Origin of the sequence: Pseudomonas prosekii (assembly GCF_900105155.1) — a bacterium.
Taxonomy (GTDB): Bacteria; Pseudomonadota; Gammaproteobacteria; order Pseudomonadales; family Pseudomonadaceae; genus Aquipseudomonas; species Aquipseudomonas prosekii.
This window is the reverse complement of record NZ_LT629762.1, coordinates 4,389,481-4,407,054: the sequence shown is the minus strand read 5'-3', so window position 1 is coordinate 4,407,054 and position 17,574 is coordinate 4,389,481. Positions and strand designations below refer to the sequence as shown.

At 60.8% G+C, this 17,574-nt stretch carries 15 protein-coding genes and 2 pseudogenes; 13 read left to right on the top strand and 4 right to left on the bottom strand.

The window, feature by feature from the left end:
* Nucleotides 1-146: 146 nt before the first annotated feature.
* Nucleotides 147-602, top strand: coding sequence for a DUF721 domain-containing protein (locus BLU01_RS20035; RefSeq protein WP_092278773.1), 456 nt, complete (start codon nt 147-149; stop codon nt 600-602).
* A 105-nt stretch (nt 603-707) separates the two neighbouring features.
* On the opposite strand, the gene BLU01_RS20030 is transcribed toward BLU01_RS20035, so the two are convergent.
* Nucleotides 708-2,189: a helicase HerA-like domain-containing protein gene (locus BLU01_RS20030; RefSeq protein WP_092281674.1), complete on the bottom strand. Its 1,482-nt coding sequence runs from the start codon at nt 2,187-2,189 to the stop codon at nt 708-710.
* Between the two features lie 185 nt (nt 2,190-2,374).
* Between BLU01_RS20030 and BLU01_RS28360 the strand changes: the two are divergent.
* The 5 genes and pseudogenes from BLU01_RS28360 to BLU01_RS20010 form a co-directional block, all read left to right on the top strand.
* Nucleotides 2,375-3,406: pseudogene (locus BLU01_RS28360) on the top strand (HAMP domain-containing protein); the annotation flags it as partial.
* A gap of 93 nt (nt 3,407-3,499) precedes the next feature.
* A complete protein-coding gene (locus tag BLU01_RS28355; protein ID WP_371918719.1) occupies nt 3,500-4,264 on the top strand; it encodes a methyl-accepting chemotaxis protein in 765 nt (254 codons plus the stop codon).
* A gap of 204 nt (nt 4,265-4,468) precedes the next feature.
* Nucleotides 4,469-5,590 (top strand): annotated as a pseudogene (locus tag BLU01_RS20020) (glycosyltransferase family 4 protein).
* A 5-nt stretch (nt 5,591-5,595) separates the two neighbouring features.
* A complete protein-coding gene (locus BLU01_RS20015; RefSeq protein ID WP_092278769.1) occupies nt 5,596-6,360 on the top strand; it encodes a DUF2334 domain-containing protein in 765 nt (254 codons plus the stop codon).
* Nucleotides 6,357-7,352 (top strand): lysylphosphatidylglycerol synthase transmembrane domain-containing protein, encoded by a 996-nt coding sequence (locus BLU01_RS20010; protein WP_092278768.1) that lies wholly within the window; start codon nt 6,357-6,359, stop codon nt 7,350-7,352. The genes BLU01_RS20015 and BLU01_RS20010 overlap by 4 nt, the downstream gene beginning before the upstream one ends.
* Nucleotides 7,353-7,355: 3 nt before the next feature.
* On the opposite strand, the gene BLU01_RS27790 is transcribed toward BLU01_RS20010, so the two are convergent.
* Nucleotides 7,356-7,520, bottom strand: coding sequence for a hypothetical protein (locus BLU01_RS27790; RefSeq protein WP_167370439.1), 165 nt, complete (start codon nt 7,518-7,520; stop codon nt 7,356-7,358).
* A 59-nt stretch (nt 7,521-7,579) separates the two neighbouring features.
* Nucleotides 7,580-8,428: a formyltetrahydrofolate deformylase gene (gene purU, locus BLU01_RS20005; protein WP_092278767.1), complete on the bottom strand. Its 849-nt coding sequence runs from the start codon at nt 8,426-8,428 to the stop codon at nt 7,580-7,582.
* A gap of 338 nt (nt 8,429-8,766) precedes the next feature.
* Here purU and mvaT point away from each other — a divergent pair, with 338 nt between their 5' ends.
* The gene (mvaT, locus tag BLU01_RS20000) at nt 8,767-9,144 is read left to right on the top strand and encodes a histone-like nucleoid-structuring protein MvaT (RefSeq protein ID WP_007945872.1); all 378 of its coding nucleotides are present in this window, start codon (nt 8,767-8,769) and stop codon (nt 9,142-9,144) included.
* An 88-nt stretch (nt 9,145-9,232) separates the two neighbouring features.
* On the opposite strand, the gene sbcB is transcribed toward mvaT, so the two are convergent.
* Nucleotides 9,233-10,672 (bottom strand): exodeoxyribonuclease I, encoded by a 1,440-nt coding sequence (sbcB, locus tag BLU01_RS19995; RefSeq protein WP_092278766.1) that lies wholly within the window; start codon nt 10,670-10,672, stop codon nt 9,233-9,235.
* A 185-nt stretch (nt 10,673-10,857) separates the two neighbouring features.
* Here sbcB and BLU01_RS19990 point away from each other — a divergent pair, with 185 nt between their 5' ends.
* From BLU01_RS19990 to BLU01_RS19965, 6 genes are read left to right on the top strand one after another with little or no spacing between them, the layout of a single operon-like run.
* Nucleotides 10,858-11,583: an RDD family protein gene (locus BLU01_RS19990; RefSeq protein ID WP_092278765.1), complete on the top strand. Its 726-nt coding sequence runs from the start codon at nt 10,858-10,860 to the stop codon at nt 11,581-11,583.
* Entirely contained in the window at nt 11,580-12,557 is a 978-nt protein-coding gene (locus BLU01_RS19985; protein ID WP_092278764.1) for a stage II sporulation protein M, read from the top strand. The genes BLU01_RS19990 and BLU01_RS19985 overlap by 4 nt, the downstream gene beginning before the upstream one ends.
* Nucleotides 12,544-14,088, top strand: a complete 1,545-nt coding sequence (locus BLU01_RS19980) for a DUF4129 domain-containing protein (RefSeq protein ID WP_092278763.1) — start codon at nt 12,544-12,546, stop codon at nt 14,086-14,088. Before BLU01_RS19985 ends, BLU01_RS19980 begins: the two co-directional genes overlap by 14 nt.
* Nucleotides 14,085-15,248 (top strand): DUF4350 domain-containing protein, encoded by a 1,164-nt coding sequence (locus tag BLU01_RS19975; RefSeq protein WP_092278762.1) that lies wholly within the window; start codon nt 14,085-14,087, stop codon nt 15,246-15,248. The genes BLU01_RS19980 and BLU01_RS19975 overlap by 4 nt, the downstream gene beginning before the upstream one ends.
* On the top strand, nt 15,245-16,243 hold the full coding sequence (locus BLU01_RS19970) for an AAA family ATPase (RefSeq protein ID WP_092278761.1): 999 nt from the start codon (nt 15,245-15,247) through the stop codon (nt 16,241-16,243). The genes BLU01_RS19975 and BLU01_RS19970 overlap by 4 nt, the downstream gene beginning before the upstream one ends.
* Nucleotides 16,240-17,571 (top strand): DUF58 domain-containing protein, encoded by a 1,332-nt coding sequence (locus BLU01_RS19965; RefSeq protein WP_092278760.1) that lies wholly within the window; start codon nt 16,240-16,242, stop codon nt 17,569-17,571. Before BLU01_RS19970 ends, BLU01_RS19965 begins: the two co-directional genes overlap by 4 nt.
* The last annotated feature ends 3 nt before the right edge of the window (nt 17,572-17,574 follow it).

Sequence of the window (17,574 nt, the reverse complement as noted above, 5' to 3'; positions counted from 1 at the left end):
AAATAAGGGCTTTTTGCTGAACTTCAAGCCATTCACGGCAGAAGTTACTTGTTGATTTAATGGGTAAAGCGCGCGCAAAGCAATGGGTCAGGCTGATCGAATGCTTTCTGCTACCATGGCCGCTCTGTTACTTCAGGTGTCTGATCATGGCATTTCGCCCCCTCACGGCCAGAGCACCCGCCGTTCTGCTTCGCGAAGCCAAACCGCTGAAAGCCATCTTCGGCCACGCTCAACGCCTGGGTCATTTACAACGTCTGGTGGAAAGCCAGTTGCAGCCTGCCGCACGCGAGCATTGCCATGTGGCGTCGTGGCGCGAAGGCAGTTTGCTGTTGATTGTCACCGACGGTCACTGGGCGACGCGCTTGCGTTACCAGCAAAAACGCCTGCAACGGCAATTGCAGTTGTTTGATGAGTTCGCCAGCCTGACGCGGATTCTGTTCAAGGTTCAGCCGCCGACCGTGCAGCAAGGCGCGGCGGGGCATACCATCAGTTTATCCAGCGATGCGGGTGCGACCATTCAGGCGACGGCCGACGGGATCAGCGATCCGAATTTGCGGGCAGCGCTGGAGCGCCTGGCGGCGCACGCCAAACCCAAGGATTGACACACATCCTGTAGGAGCGAGGCTTGCCCGCGAAGAGGTCCTTGAGGACGCCAAAAGCTTCGCGGGCGAGCCTCGCTCCTACATTGATTATGGCCATTCAGCTATTCAACGGCGTTTGCTGCCACCGAGCAAAGAGCCCATCAACCCGCGCACCAGTTGCCGACCAATCTGATTAGCCGCCTGGCGCATCGCCGATTTCAACGCCTGCCCCGCCGCTGTGCCCAGGAACTCCCCGGCCTTGTCGGTGAAGCTCGGCTCCTCGGCAGCAGGTTTATCCGGTTCAGCCTCAGGCGCCAGCCCCTTGCGCCCCATCAACACTTCATACGCCGATTCGCGGTCGACGGGCTTGTCGTAACGGCCCTTGAACGGCGACCCGGCGATCAGCATCGTGCGCTCGGTGGCCGTCAACGGCCCGATCCGCGACTGCGGCGGCGCGACCAATACGCGCTGGACCATCTCCGGCGTGCCTTTATCCTGCAAGGTGCCGACCAGCGCCTCGCCGATCCCCAGTTCGGTCAACACCGACAAGGCGTCGAACGCCGGATTCGGCCGGAAACCGTCCGCCACCGCCCGCAGGGATTTCTGCTCCTTGGCGGTAAACGCGCGCAAACCGTGCTGAACCCGCAGACCCAACTGCGCCAGCACGTCATCCGGCAAGTCGCCCGGCGATTGCGTGACGAAATACACGCCAACGCCTTTCGAGCGAATCAGCCGCACCACTTGCTCAAGTCGCTCCTGCAAGGCTTTCGGCGTGTCGGCAAAGAGCAAATGCGCCTCATCGAAAAACAGCGCCAGCAACGGTTTGTCGGCGTCGCCACGTTCCGGCAGTTGCTCGAACAGTTCCGCCAACAGCCACAACAGAAACGTCGCGTAAACCTTCGGCGCTTGGTGGACCAGACGGCTGGCATCGAGCAAGTGAATGCGCCCGCGACCATCGGCCGCCGGTTGCAGGATGTCTTCGAGTTGCAGCGCCGGCTCGCCGAACAAGGCTTCGGCGCCCTGCTGTTCGAGGATGGCCAGGCGTCGCAACAGCGCCTGGCTGGAACCGGTGGTCATCAGCGCCGCGTCATCGCCGAGCAATTGCGGGTTGTCACGCAGGTGATTGAGCAGCGCTTTCAAATCTTTCAGATCGAGCAGCAACAGGCCTTCACGGTCGGCGACCTTGAACGCGGCATACAGCGCCGATTGCTGGCTGTCGGTGAGTTCGAGCAACGCGCCGATCAGCAGCGGGCCCATTTCACTCAAGGTTGTGCGCAGTGGATGACCGGACTCGCCGTGAATGTCCCACAAGGTCACGGGATAAGCCTGCGGCGTGTAATTGAGCCACGGCATCCCGGCAATGCGCTCGGCGACTTTGCCTTGCGGGTCGCCGGCGGCGCCGAGTCCGCACAAGTCGCCCTTGATGTCGGCGGCGAACACCGCTACGCCGGCATCGCTGAAGGCTTCGGCCAGACGTTGCAAGGTGACGGTTTTGCCGGTGCCGGTGGCGCCTGCGACCAGACCATGACGATTGGCCAGGCGCATGGCCTGGGCAATCGGCTGCCCTGCAAGGTCGGCGCCGATAACGAGTTTCGAGGAGTCAGGCATTTTGTCACCCATGGTTAATCTTTGATCGTTGACGGCCGATAAATAATGGCGAGAACCAGACTGAAGAGAGCCTCGGTAATTCCCTAAGGAGAGACGGAATATCAGCTTGATTTCACGCAGCCCGATTTGCCCGTGCTTATAAAAGCACGACCTGGACATTAAGACCTTAGCGGACACCCCAAGCCATGAACAAAAATCTGCGTTTCAGCCATAAGATCCTGCTTGCGGCCGCACTGGTCGTGATTGCCGCGTTTGCTTCGTTCACGCTGTACAACGATTATCTGCAACGCAACGCGATTCGCGAAGACCTCGACAACTACCTCACCGAGATGGGCGAAGTCACTGCCAGCAACATCCAGACATGGCTGAGCGGGCGCATTCTGCTGATCGACAACCTCGCGCAGAACATCGCAATCAACCCCGAGCAGGCCACTGTTTCCAGCCTGCTGGAGCAGAAAGCGCTGACGTCGACGTTCATGGCGTCCTACCTTGGCGACGCCACCGGGCACTTCACCATTCGCCCCGACGCGAAAATGCCTGACGGCTTCGACCCGCGCGTTCGCCCTTGGTACAAAGGCGCGGAAAGCAGCAGCACGCCGACCCTGACCGAACCGTACATCGATGCCGCGACCGGCCAAACCATCATTTCCATCGCCACTGCCTCGAAGAAAGCCGGGCAAAGTGTCGGCGTGGTCGGTGGCGACTTGAGCCTGCAAACGCTGATCGACACCCTCAGCGCCCGCGACTTCGACGGCATGGGTTACGCGTTCCTGGTCAGCGCCGACGGCAAGATTCTGGTGCACCCGGACAAAGCCTTGGTGATGAAATCCCTCAGCGAGGCTTACCCGCAAGACACGCCACGGATCAGCAGCGACTTCAGCGAAGTCGAAGTCGACGGCAAGACGCGCATCGTCACGTTCACGCCGATCAAGGGTTTGCCCTCGGTCAACTGGTACATCGGCCTGTCGGTGGACAAGGACAAAGCCTTTGCCATGCTCAGCGAATTCCGCACCTCGGCGGTGATTGCGACGGTGATTGCCGTGGCCATCATCATCGCCCTGCTCAGCATGCTGATCCGCATTCTGATCCAGCCGTTGCACGTGATGACCCGCGCGATGCAGGACATTGCCGACGGTGAAGGCGATTTGACCAAGCGCCTGACCATCCAGAACCAGGACGAATTCGGCATCCTCGGCACCGCGTTCAACCGTTTTGTCGAGCGCATTCACACGTCGATCCGCGAAGTGTCTTCGGCCACCGGCCAGGTCAACGAAGTTGCCTTGCGGGTGGTGGCGGCGTCGAACTCGTCGATGTTCAACTCCGACCAGCAAGCCTCGCGCACCAACAGCGTGGCCGCCGCGATCAACCAGCTCGGCGCTGCTGCGCAGGAAATCGCGCGCAATGCCGCACAAGCGTCGAATCAGGCCAGCGATGCCCGCAGCCTCGCCGAAGATGGCCAGCAAGTGGTCGATCGCAGTATCAAAGCGATGAATCAGCTATCGAGCATGCTCAGCGCGTCGAGCAGCAATATCGAGTCGCTGAACAGCAAAACCGTGAACATCGGGCAGATTCTCGAAGTGATCACCAGCATTTCCCAGCAAACCAACCTGCTGGCGCTCAACGCCGCGATTGAAGCGGCGCGCGCCGGTGAAGCGGGTCGCGGCTTTGCGGTGGTCGCCGACGAGGTGCGCAACCTCGCGCACCGCACGCAGGAATCGGCGCAACAAGTGCAGACAATGATCGAGGAGCTGCAAGTCGGCGCCCGCGAATCCGTCAGCACCATGAGCGAGAGCCAGCGCCACAGTCAGGACAGCGTAGAAATCGCCAACCTGGCCGGCGAACGCCTGAACAGCGTGACGATGCGCATCGGCGAGATCGACGGGATGAACCAGTCGGTGGCCACTGCGACCGAGGAGCAGACGGCCGTGGTGGAGTCGATCAACGTCGACATTACCGAGATCAACACGCTGAACCAGGAAGGCGTGGAAAACCTGCAATCGACATTGCGCGCGTGTTCCGATCTGGAGCAGCAGGCGGCGCGGTTGAAGCAGTTGGTGGGCAGTTTCCGCATTTAGGTTGTATTTGAGGTGGTATTTGAGGGTCTATTCGCGGGCAAGCCTCGCTCCTACAGGTGATCGCGTCCCCTGTAGGAGCGAGGCTTGCCCGCGAAAGCGACCTCACCAACACCCCACCCCTCGCTGACACCCCCGCCCGCAAAACCTCAACCGAACATCTATCCTTGTTAAAGGTCAACCGAGGAAGAGCAACGGCCCAGAGGGATGTTCATCGTGCATATCGCTGACATAACCATGTTCTACGCCCCTGCCAGCGGTGGCGTGCGCACTTATCTGGATGCAAAACATCGTCGCCTGAGCATCAAGCCGGGCATTCGCCACAGTCTGTTGATCCCCGGTTCACACCTCAGTGAACAGGACGGCATTTACACCGTTCCCGCCCCCGCCCTGCCCTTCGGCAAGGGTTATCGCTTCCCACTGCGTCTGGCGCCGTGGCGCAACGTTTTGCAGGATTTGCAGCCGGATCTGATCGAAGTCGGCGATCCCTACCTCACCGCGTGGGCGGCACTGGATGCGCGGCGGCAACTCGACGTGCCGGTGATCGGCTTTTACCACTCGGACCTGCCGCTGCTGGTAAGTAATCGCATGGGCAACTGACTGACGACTAATGTCGAAGCCTACGTCAGCAAACTGTATGGCAACTTCGACCGGGTGCTGGCGCCCAGCCAAGTGATGGCCGACAAACTAACCGGTCTCGGCGTGCGCAATGTCTTCGTGCAGCCACTCGGCGTCGATTTGCAGACGTTCAACCCCAGCGCCCGCGATCCGGGCCTGCGCGCCGAGCTGGGAATTGCTGAAGACACCCGGCTGCTGATCTTCGCTGGCCGTGGTTCGAAAGAGAAAAACCTGCCGGTGCTGCTTAATTGCATGAAACGCCTGGGCCCGCGTTATCACTTGTTGCTGGTCGGCTCCTCAATGCCGGCGCAGGTGCCGGACAACGTTAGCGTGATCGATCAGTTTTGCCCGGCGCCGCAAGTCGCGCGGCTGATGGCCAGTGCCGACGCGCTGCTGCATGCCGGCGATCAAGAGACTTTCGGCCTAGTGATCCTCGAAGCCATGGCCAGTGGGATTCCGGTGGTCGCGGTGGCGGCCGGGGCATTCAGCGAAATCGTCAGCGAACGCTGCGGTTTGCTCTGCGCGCCGAACAATCCCTTGGCGATGGCCAATGCAGTGCGCGAATTGTTCAGCCAGGGCAGCGTCACGCTGGGCCAACAGGCGCGGCAACATGTCGAGCGCCATTACGCCTGGGACGCGGTGGTCAACAGTTTGCTCGGCCATTACCACGCCGTGCTCGGCAGCACGATGCCCCTGGCCGCGAATGGTTGAAAGCGATGAATCCGCCAACCCTGTTACTGGTCCTGCACGACGTCGCGCCGCAAACCTGGGCGGATTACCAACCCTTCGTCGACGCTGTCGATGCCTTGGGTGATGTGCCGATCACCTGGCTGGTGGTTCCCGATTTTCACAAAAACAATCAGCTTGCAGCGCATGCGGATTTTCGCCGAATGCTCGACAGCCGCGTCGCACGCGGTGACGAACTGGCGCTGCACGGCTATTTCCATTGCGACGACGGGCCGCCGGCGCATACCCCGCGAGACTGGTTCATGCGTCGCGTCTACACCCACGAAGGCGAGTTCTACAGCCTCTCGCAAACCGCCGCCCTCGCGCGTTTGCAGGCTGGCATTGAGGTGTTTCGCCGTTACAATTGGCCGCTCGAAGGTTTTGTCGCGCCGGCCTGGCTGATGAGTGATGGCACCCGCCAGGCATTGCGCCAGTTGCCATTGAGTTACACCAGCGACCCGCAACATCTGTATCGTCTGCCGGACTTTTCCGTGATCGACGCCCCCGGGCTGGTCTGGAGTGCGCGCAGTGCGTGGCGGCGCGGGTTGTCGAAAGTCATCAGCGATCAGCGCGAACAACGCTGGCGGCAAGCGCCGGTGATTCGCCTGGGCCTGCACCCGGTGGACATGCGGCACGCTTTTTCGCGCAATTATTGGCTACAAACACTTAAACGCTTAATGGATGAGGGCCGTGTGCCAATGACCAAGGCCAACTGGCTGAAGCTGCAACCTGATCGTATCGGCCGCGTCGCATGAGTCGGGGGATTCTGCTGTTTCTTGCGTTGCTCGCGGCGGTGATGATTCCGCTGCTGCTGGGCGGCAACGAAACCTGGTCGCGACTGCAAAGCTTTCCGCTGAGCGGTTTGCTGATCATGTTCGGCATGATTCTGCTGTGCTGGGTGGTCAACACCATGCGCTTGCGCCTGTTGCTCGGCGATCAACGGCACAAGGTCACGCGGGTCAAAAGCCTGGGTGTGGTCATGGCGGCCGAGTTTGCCTATTGCGCCACGCCCGGCGGCAGCGGCGGCCCACTGACGATCATGGCGCTGCTGGCGCGCAACGGCGTGCGCCCGGCTCGCGGCAGCGCGGTGTTTGCCATGGACCAGTTGAGCGATCTGCTATTTTTCCTCTGCGCACTCAGCGGCATTCTGATTTACGCCCTGTTCCAGCACCTCAGCCAACGCATGGAATGGCTGCTGACGGTGAGCGCGGTGTCGATGTTCGGCGGGCTGCTCTGTTGCATCGCCGTGGCGCGTTATCACCGTTTGCTGATTCGCCTGGGCGGTCGGCTGCTGGTGCGGCTCAACGTCAAAGGCTCTACGCGGATGCGCTGGGCGCGCAAACTCCTGCATTTTCTGGCGGCATTCACTGACACGCTGAAACTGCCGGTGCCGACGCTGATCAAGGTGTTTGCCCTGACGTGCGTGCATTGGATTTTGCGTTATAGCGTGCTGTACCTGGCGTTGCGCGGTTTGGGCGCGGACTTGCAGTGGGCCTGGAGTTTTCTGATCCAGATGCTGTCGTTGAGTGCGGGGCAGTTCAGCCTGTTGCCGGGCGGTGCCGGGGCGGCGGAGTTGACTTCAGCAGCCTTGCTGGCACCGATGGTGGGCAAATCGACCGCAGCGGCGGCGATCCTGATTTGGCGGGCAGTGACGTATTACTTTTATCTGGTGGTCGGTGGGCCGGTGTTTTTGATAATGCTCGGGCGACCATTGTTGAAGAAGTTGATGAAGTTCAAACAGGCCTGAATGTCAGTCTTCTTCAGACTCCGGTTTCAACTCTTCCCACAACTGCGCGGCGTCCGGGAAATCGGTGCCGTCGTCCGGGCTCAGCTCATCCGGGTCATAGCGGCTCAAACAGCCTTCGCCCAATGTCGCGGGTGCTTTGGACGTGGCTTTGTCGAGTGGATCGCTCATGTTTGTCTCCCGGTTCAGCTCGTTCCCACGCAGGGCATGGGAACGAGCTTGCACTCAGCTTAGAACACCACGGTTTTGTTGCCGTGCACCAACACCCGGTCTTCCAGGTGATAACGCAGACCGCGGGCCAGGACCATTTTCTCGACGTCACGACCGAAGCGCACCATGTCTTCGATGCTGTCGCTGTGGCTGACGCGCACCACGTCCTGCTCGATGATCGGGCCGGCGTCGAGTTCTTCGGTGACGTAGTGGCAGGTCGCGCCGATCAACTTCACGCCACGCAGGGAAGCCTGGTGGTACGGCTTGGCGCCGACAAACGACGGCAGGAAGCTGTGGTGAATGTTGATGACTTTGTGCGCGTATTCGCGGCACAACGCCGGCGGCAGAATCTGCATGTAACGGGCAAGTACCACCACTTCGGCGTCGTGCTGTTTGACCAGACGCGAGACTTCGGCGAAGGCCGGCTCTTTATCCTGCGGATTGACCGGCACGTGGTAATAAGGAATGCCGTGCCACTCGACCATGCTGCGCAAGTCGTCGTGGTTGGAAATCACGCAGGAGATTTCGCAGTCCAGCTCATCGCTGTGCCAGCGGTGCAGCAAGTCCGCCAGGCAGTGCGACTCGCGGCTGGCCATCAACACCACGCGCTTCTTCTGCTCGGTGTCGGTGACACGCCAGTCCATCGAGAACTCTTCGGCGATCGGCGCAAACGCCTCGCGGAAGGCTTCAAGACCGAATGGCAGCGAGTCGGCACGAATTTCGTGACGCATGAAGAACCAGCCGCTCAGATTGTCCGAGTGGTGGCTCGCTTCAGTGATCCAGCCGTTATGTGACGCCAGAAAGTTACTGACTTTAGCAACGATACCGACGCGGTCCGGGCAAGCAATCACCAGCCGAAAAGTGCGCATTTGGGTCAAACTCCAGAACTTCGTAAAGGCCGCCATTCTAGCGATTGCGCAGCAAAACTGCAGTATTGATGATGCCGCGCTCGGCACATTGGGCGCAGACACGGCTGGCGCCAGCATCACGCGCTGGCGTAATGGTGCTCACGCAAGCGTTCTTCAAGCATGCAATTGTGAATATCTGTGTTGACTGCATCACACTATTTAACTGCACATTGAATTTATGGCTATTTGATCGCAACTAATTTAAATAAAACCCGGGTTAAATGTTTACTTGCTGAAACACCCTGACTATTATTGCCGCACTGTCCCTGCCATCCCGCTTCCTACATAAGGTAGTCCTCATGTCCTTGATCAACGAATACCGCGCCACCGAAGAAGCTATCAAAGAGCTGCAAGCCCGTTTGAAGAATCTGTCCCAAGACGACAAACTGCAAACCGAGCTGGAATTCGAAGGCAAGCTGCGCACCCTGATGGGTGAATACTCCAAGTCCCTGCGTGACATCATTGCGCTGTTGGATCCAGAGTCCAAGTCCAAGGCACCACGTGGCGGCGCAGTAAAAACTACTGGCACCAAGCGTGCTCGCAAAGTTAAACAATACAAAAACCCGCACAACGGCGAAGTCATCGAAACCAAAGGTGGCAACCACAAAACTCTGAAAGAGTGGAAAGCCAAGTGGGGCGGTGACGTGGTTGAAGGCTGGGCTACCCTGCTGGGCTAAGCTGCACGCCGGTCACAGAATGATTATGTGACACAAAAGAACGCCAGCGAATGCTGGCGTTTTTTTATGCCTGCGATTCAGCCGGCAATCATTCGATGTTGATGTTCAACCGTTGGCGTAATCCTTCGACATGAATCATCCATTGACTGAGTACTTCCTGCTGAAACGATGTAGCGCTATTGGCCAATTGCGCGGCGTCGCGTGCAAAAGATTCCAGGGTATTTGGCGCGCCCCATTCTGGCGCAGACAAACGTTGCTGACAGAATATGCGCCAGCGTTCTTGCTCTTCCACACTCAGCGTGTCGGGGAAGTTACGTGCGCGATATCGAAACAATAATTCAGGTAAACGTTCGTCATCGAACGGCCATTGTTGTTGCGCTAATTGCAGCGGGTCGGCGGCCCTGACTTGATCACATAGACGCCGATCGCGATCACCGATAAAGCCATCATATAACTGCTGTTCCGGGTCTTCGCTGGAAGTAAAAGCCTCGCTGGCGTAAATCGCCATGACTTTATCGCGCCAAACTTGTTGTGCGTCACTTAGCCGCAGCGCGCGCTGCTGATACAGCGCCATATCCAGGCCGAGGCGTTGCTGATCTTCGGCGCGAAGTACCGACAACGGTGCGACCACCGGGCACTTGTTGATATGAATGAGTTTGAGCGGCACCGGCAATTCGCCTTCGGCCAGATCATCGCGGCGCGTGTAGAGACGCTGGCGCAATGTTTCGGCATCGAGGTCGAGCAAGCCCTGCGGATCGAGGTGCAAGTCGCAGACGATCAGCGCGTTCTTGTTGCGCGGATGCCACGCCAGCGGCAGCACCACACCGACAAAACTGCGAGCCGCCGAAAACCGCCCGGAGATGTGCACCATCGGCTGCAACAAGCGAATCTGATCCATGACTTTCTGTTTGCTGCGCAACTGGAACAACCAGTCGTACAACTTCGGTTGTTTCTGCCGAATCAAGCGCGCCAGGGCAATAGTCGCGCGCACGTCGGACAAGGCCTCGTGAGCGTTGCCGTGATCGATGTTGTTGGCCACCGTCAGCCGATCAAGCTTGAGCGTCACCCGCCCCTGGTCATCCGTTGGCCACTCCAGCCCATCGGGACGCAAGGCATAGGCTGCGCGCACCACATCGATCAGATCCCAACGGCTGTTGCCGCCCTGCCACTCGCGGGCATACGGGTCGAAAAAGTTTCGATACAGGCTGTAACGGGTCATCTCGTCGTCAAAACGCAACGTGTTGTAACCCGCGCCGCAAGTGCCGGGCGCCGCGAGTTGGGCGTGCACCCGCGTCATGAAATCGGCTTCGCTCAAGCCCTGTTCGGCGAGGCGGCTCGGGGTGATGCCGGTGATCGCGCACGCCGCCGGGTGCGGCAGGATGTCGTCACTGGGCTGGCAATACAGATTGACCGGCTCGTCTATTTCATTGAGCTCAAAGTCGGTGCGAATCCCCGCGACTTGCAACGGGCGGTCGCATCGGGGATTGATGCCAGTGGTTTCATAGTCGTACCAGAAGATCGAAGTCACGGGCTGTTCCTGAACTGAAGACGGGCGAAGTCTGGCGCACACCGCGCGTTGCGGCCAGTGCTCTGGTCATTCAAACATGTTCGACTTTGCCGCGTGCACTACATAGTTATGTCGTTTTTACCCGAGAGGCTGCTAGCATCGGCCACAGATTGACTGCCGATCCGGCCTCATCATTCAGGTTGCCCATGCTCGTGACCACAGCACTGCCAAGGAAAGCGACGCTGTCCCCGCCACTGGACACGCGGTATCACGTCGAAACGCCGGAAGGCATCGACTTGCCACTGCGCCCGGCCGGGTTGCTGGTCCGTGCGCTGGCGTTCAGCATCGACCTGGGTTTGCGCGGGTTGATCCTCGGCCTGCTGTTTATTGTCCTGGCGTTTCTCGGCCGGCTCGGCGCCGGGCTCGGTTCGCTGCTGCTGTTCGCGATCAGTTGGTGGTACATGGTGCTGTTCGAAGTGCTCAATCAGGGGCGCTCGCCCGGCAAGCACATGATGGGTTTGCGCGTGGTGCAGGACGACGGCACGCCGATTGGCTGGTCGGCCTCGTTGCTGCGAAACCTGCTGCGATTTGTCGATATGCTGCCGTTCGGTTACTTCCTCGGCGCCATCAGTTGCCTGCAACATCCCACCTTCAAACGCCTCGGCGACCTCGCCGCCGGCACGCTGGTGATCTACAGCGAAGCAAAACTGCGCCGCCCTGACTTGCCCGAGGCCCAACCCCGACGCCCGGCGTTTGCCCTGACATTGACCGAGCAGCGGGCGATCCTCGGTTTCGCCGAACGCCAAAGTGAACTGTCGCCGGCGCGGGTCGACGAGCTGGCCAGCCTGCTCGCGCAACCCTTGCACGTTGCGCCGCCGCACGCCGTGGCCGAACTCAACGGCATCGCTCGCGGCTTGTTGGGTCCGACATGAAGCAAAGCCTTTTCGAGAGTCGGCACAAGGCCGAATGGGAGCACTTCGCGCTGGTCCTCGAACGTCTGGAGCGCGGCAAGCACACCTCGCGCATCGCCAGTTTCCCCAAGGACTATCGCCGGCTCTGCCATCATCTGGCGCTGGCGCAAGAGCGCGGCTACAGCAGTTTCCTCGTCGACTCGTTGCAGCATCAGGTGCTGCGCGGGCATCAGCAGTTTTATCGGCACCGCAGCCGGCTCGGGGCGAATGCGCTGGCGTTCATCCTCGCCGATTTTCCGCGACTGGTGCGTCAGCAGTGGCCGTTTGTGCTCGCGGCGGTGCTGATGTTTTTTGGCAGTCTGATCGGCATGGGACTGTTGGTTTACCTGTTCCCGGACCTGATCTACAACCTGATCCCGGCCGATCAGGTCAGCGAGATGCAAAGCATGTACGACCCGGTGGCCGGGCACCTCGGGCGCTCGGCCGAACGTGCCGCGAGCGAAGACTGGGTAATGTTCGGTTACTACGTGATGCACAACATCGGCATCGCGTTTCAGACCTTCGCCAGTGGTTTGCTGTTGGGTCTGGGCAGCGTGTTTTTCCTGATCTTCAACGGTTTGACCATCGGCGCGGTGGCCGGGCACCTGACGCAAATCGGCTACGGGCAAACCTTCTGGTCCTTCGTGATTGGCCACGGCGCCTTCGAATTGAGCGCCATCGCCCTGTCCGGCGCGGCAGGCCTGCAACTTGGCTGGGCGCTGATTGCCCCGGGCCGCCTGCCCCGCGCCGAAGCGCTGCGGGTGGCGGCGCGCAAGAGCGTGCTGCTGATTTGCGGGGTGATGCTGTTTCTGTTGATTGCCGCGTTTGTCGAAGCCTATTGGTCGTCGATGACCACGGTGACGCCGATCACCAAATACCTGATCGGCGCGGCGTTGTGGTTGTTGGTGATCGGGTATCTGTTGTTGGCCGGACGGACTCGCCATGCGCCTGAGTGATGCCACCGTCGTCATTCGCCCGCGTAACAGCTGGGAAGCCATGGACCTCGGCGTGCTGCTGAGCCAGCGCCATCGACGCCTGTTGATGACCAGTTGGGCCATCGTCACTTTGCCGATTTTCATCCTTCTAAGTGTGCTGCTGTGGGATTCGCCGTCGCTGGCGGTGTTTATTTTCTGGTGGCTGAAACCGGCGTTCGAACGCCTGCCGCTGTACATCCTGTCGAAGAGTCTGTTCGGCGAAACGCCTACGCTCAAACAAGCGCTGCGCGAATGGCCGCGCCTGCTCAAGCCGCAATTGCTTGCCAGCCTGACCTGGCGGCGCTTGAGCCCGAGTCGCAGTTTTTTGATGCCGGTGGTGCAACTTGAAGGCCTCGACGGCGTGCAACGTCAGCAGCGTCTGGCGGTATTGCTGCAACGCAATGCCGGCGCCGCGCAGTGGCTGACGATCATCGGCGTGCACCTGGAAACCGCATTGTGGGTCGGCCTGATGGTGCTGTTTTACTTGCTGCTGCCGCAGCAGATCGAACTCGATTGGGACTGGCAAAGCCTGATCGCCGCCGCCAGTCATGACTGGTTGTGGCTGGAACACCTGACCAACGCCTTTTACGCATTGGTGCTGGTGGTCTGGGAACCGATTTATGTCGCGTGCGGTTTCAGTTTGTACCTGAACCGACGCACGGTGCTGGAGGCCTGGGACATCGAACTGGTGTTCCGGCGCATGCGTCAGCGCCTGAGCAGCGCGGCGGCGGTTTTGCTATTGGCGCTGATTGTGCTGATTCCCAACCCACAAACGCTGTGGGCCGCCGAGCCGGTGATCTCCCCGGACACGCCGCGCCTGCTCGATCAGCCACTGACCAGCCAGGCATCGCGCGACAGCATCAAGGCAATCCTCGAGCAGCCGCCGTTCAAGAACAACGAATCGGTGACCCGCTATCGTTTCGGCGAGGAGCAGCCCGCCATCCAAAGCCAAGAGGATGGCAGCACCCCTGACTGGTTGAAAACCCTGCTGAGGTTGCTCGACGGCCAGGGTTTCGGCGCCATCGCGACACTGTTGGAAGTGCTTTTGTGGGGCACGCTGATTGCCGCGCTCGGTCTGTTGATCTGGCGTTATCGCGAGTGGTTGCAGGCGTTCGTCAGCCGCCGACCGACCCGCCGACGCCAAGTCGAGCGGGCGATCCCAAAGCAACTGTTCGGGCTGAATGTGCATCAGCAAACCCTGCCCGCCGATGTCGCGGCTGCGGCCGAACAACTCTGGCAAAGCAATCCTCGCGAAGCGCTCGGCTTGCTTTATCGCGCGCTGCTCAGCCGTTTGTTGCATGACTTCAATCTGCCGTTGAAAGACGCCGACACCGAGGGCCAGGTGCTCGAGCGCGTCGGCCACCTGCAACAACCGGACTTGCTCGCGTTCAGCCAAACCCTCACCCAACACTGGCAAGCCATGGCTTACGGGCACCGCTTGCCACCAGCGCAATCGCAAAAGCAACTGTGCGACGGCTGGCGGGCGCTGTTTCACTCGGGAGCCACGCATTGAGCCGGCGCGGATGGCTGGCGCTCGGCGCGGTGGTGGCCGTGTTGCTCGGTGCTTTGTGCGTTTATCTGTACCTCAACGCCACGCCGTATCAGGAGATCGTCGACCACGGCCCTTCTCCCGAGGCGCGCGCCAATCCGTATCTGGCGGCTGAACAGTTTCTGCGCCAGCAAGGGCTCGCGGTCACCCACGCCAACAGCCTCGATGTGCTGCCCGGCATCGAGCCGCACCAGAACAGCCTGCTGCTGTTCGGCGATCGTTCGAACATGACCCCGCGCCAGGTTGATCAAGTGCTGAACTGGACCCGGGCCGGCGGCCGATTGCTGTTTGTCGCCGAGTCGCTGTGGGATGAAAAAACCGGCCAGAGCAATGACCTGCTGCTCGACCGCGTGCAAGTGCATCAATCCCTGAGCAAAGACCTCAAAGAGCCGCCGCCAGACTCGCTTGACGATGCCTTTCCAAAACTGACCAAGCTGTATCTGGAAGACGAAGAGGCGCCCGCCTACGCCGGTTTCGATACCGCATTCCATCTCGAGGACCCGAACAATCTCGCGCAGGCCTGGGCCAACAGCGGCAAGGCGACGCACATGATGCAACTGGCCCACGGGCTCGGTTCGATCATCGTGGTCACCGACGCCGACCTGTGGACAACCCCGGCCATCGAGCAATACGACAACGCCTGGCTGCTGTGGTACTTGAGCGCCGACACCAACGTGACGCTGCTGTACAACAGCGAACACGATTCGCTGCTGACCTTGCTGCTGCGCTATTTTCCGCAAGCGCTGGTGGCCCTCGCGGCGTTGATCCTGCTCGGTTGCTGGCATGCCGGCGTGCGCCATGGGCCGCTGTTGCAACCGCCAGCGAAAGCCCGTCGACAACTTCAGGAACACCTGCGCGCGAGCGCCGATTTCATGCTCCGGCGCAACGGCCAGGACAGCCTGCTGCAAGCCTTGCAGCACGACATCCTGCGCCGCGCGCGTCGCCGTCATCCCGGTTTTGAACAACTGGCGGTTGCCGAACAATGGCTGGTGCTGTCGCGCCTGACCCGACAACCGACCCGCGCCATCAGCCAGGCCCTGAGCCCGCGCCCGAAACAGCGGCTGTCCAGCGCTGAGTTCAGCCGTCAGGTCGCCCACCTGCAAACTTTGAGGAATGCCTTATGAGTGACATCGAGCCCGGCAGCCAACAACACGCCGCCCAGCAACGCCAGCGTGCCAGTCAACTGGCGCAGTCGGTGCGCGGCGAATTGCGCAAAGCCGTGATCGGCCAGAACAGCGTGATCGACGACGTGCTGACCGCGTTGATTGCCGGCGGCCACGTGTTGCTCGAAGGCGTGCCGGGGTTGGGCAAAACCCTGCTGGTGCGCGCCCTCGCCCGCTGCTTCGGTGGCGAGTTTGCGCGGATCCAGTTCACCCCGGATTTGATGCCCAGCGACGTCACCGGGCACGCGGTGTACGACCTGCAAACCGAGCAATTCAAACTGCGCAAAGGCCCGTTGTTTACCAACCTGTTACTGGCTGACGAGATCAACCGCGCGCCGGCCAAGACCCAGGCTGCGCTGCTCGAAGCGATGCAGGAACGCCAAGTCACCCTTGAAGGCCGCGCGCTGCCGATCGCGCAGCCGTTCATGGTCCTCGCCACGCAAAACCCGATTGAACAGGAAGGCACTTATCCACTGCCGGAAGCGGAACTGGATCGCTTCATGCTCAAGGTGCGCATGGATTACCCGGACGCCGAGCAGGAGCTGGACATGGTGCGCCAGGTCAGCCGCTCGACCCGCGCCGACATGCTCGACGTGCAGCCGCTGCGCACGGTGTTGCAGGCCAAGGACGTGATGGTGTTGCAGCGGATTGCCAGCGACTTGCCGCTGGACGAACACGTGCTCGATTACGCCATCCGCCTCGCCCGCGCGACGCGCACCTGGCCCGGCCTGACGTTAGGCGCCGGGCCTCGCGCATCGATTGCGCTGGTGCGTTGCGCGCGGGCGCGGGCGTTGTTGCGCGGTGGCGAGTTCGTCATCCCGGACGACATCAAGGGCTGCGCGCTGGCGGTGTTGCGCCATCGCGTGCGGATCGCGCCGGAGCTGGATATCGAAGGCCTGAATGTCGATCAGGTGCTGCAACAGCTGCTCGACCAAGTCGCGGCGCCACGCCTGTGAAACCGTCGCGTCTGCTGCTGATCTGGCTGTCCGTGTTACTCGGTTTCGGCATGGTGCTGGGGACGTTGCGCGCGCTCGAATTCGCCCTTCCAGACAATCTGTCTGCGATCAGTTGGGCGCTGTTGCTGGCGCTGCTGGTGTTGAGCGGGATTGATGCAATCCGTCTCAAACGCTTGCCCGCGCCGCGCCTCAAACGGCAGATGCCCGGTAGCCTGGCACTGGGCCGTTGGAGCGAGGTGCAACTGGAAGTCGAACACGATTTTGCCGACGCGCTGAGGGTAAAAATATTCGATCACGTCCCCGATGGCCTGAGCTTCGAACACCTGCCGCTGACACTCGAATTGCAACCCGGCCAACGCAGTTTGATCAGCTATCGTCTGCGCCCGTTGCACCGTGGCCATTTCAGTTTCGAACAGTGCGAAATCAACCTGCCGAGCCCGATGGGCCTGTGGTCCGACAAACGCTTGCTCAGCGTCAGAGACAGCACCCGGGTCTACCCGGATTTCGCGCGCCTGTATGGCGGTGAATTGCTGGCGGTGGACAACTGGCTCAGCCAACTCGGTGTGCGTCAGCGGCAACGACGCGGCCAGGGGCTGGAATTTCATCAGTTGCGCGAGTACCGCGAGGGCGACAGCTTGCGCCAGATCGACTGGAAAGCCACGGCCCGCCAACGCACGCCGATTGCCCGGGAATATCAGGACGAACGCGATCAGCAGATTGTTTTCATGCTCGACTGCGGCCGCAGCATGCGCAGCCAGGACGGTGAACTGAGCCACTTCGACCATGCGTTGAATGCCTGCCTGCTATTGAGTTACGTCGCGTTGCGTCAGGGTGATGCCGTGGGGTTGAGCACCTTCGCCAGCGATCAACCGCACCACCTCGCCCCGGTCAAAGGACCGGGCCAACTCAAGGTGTTGCTCAACGCGGTGTACGACCTCGACAACACCCCGCGCCCCGCCGACTATCAGGCCGCCGTCAGCCACTTGCTGGCCCGGCACAAGCGCCGTTCATTGGTGGTGCTGGTGACCAACCTGCGCGATGAAGACGACGAAGAATTGCTCGGCGCGGTCAAACGTCTGGGCCAGCAACATCGCGTACTGGTTGCCAGTCTGCGCGAGGACACGCTGGACGAACTGCGCCAATCGCCAGTGCAAACCTTGCCTGAGGCGTTGATGTATTGCGGCACGGTGGATTACTTGAACGCGCGGGCCGAACTCCATGAGCGCTTGAGTGCTCATGGCGTCCCGGTGCTGGAGGCCCGGCCCGCAGAACTGGGGGCCGGGTTGGTGACGCGGTATTTGAGTTGGAAGAAGGCTGGGGTGTTTTGATTT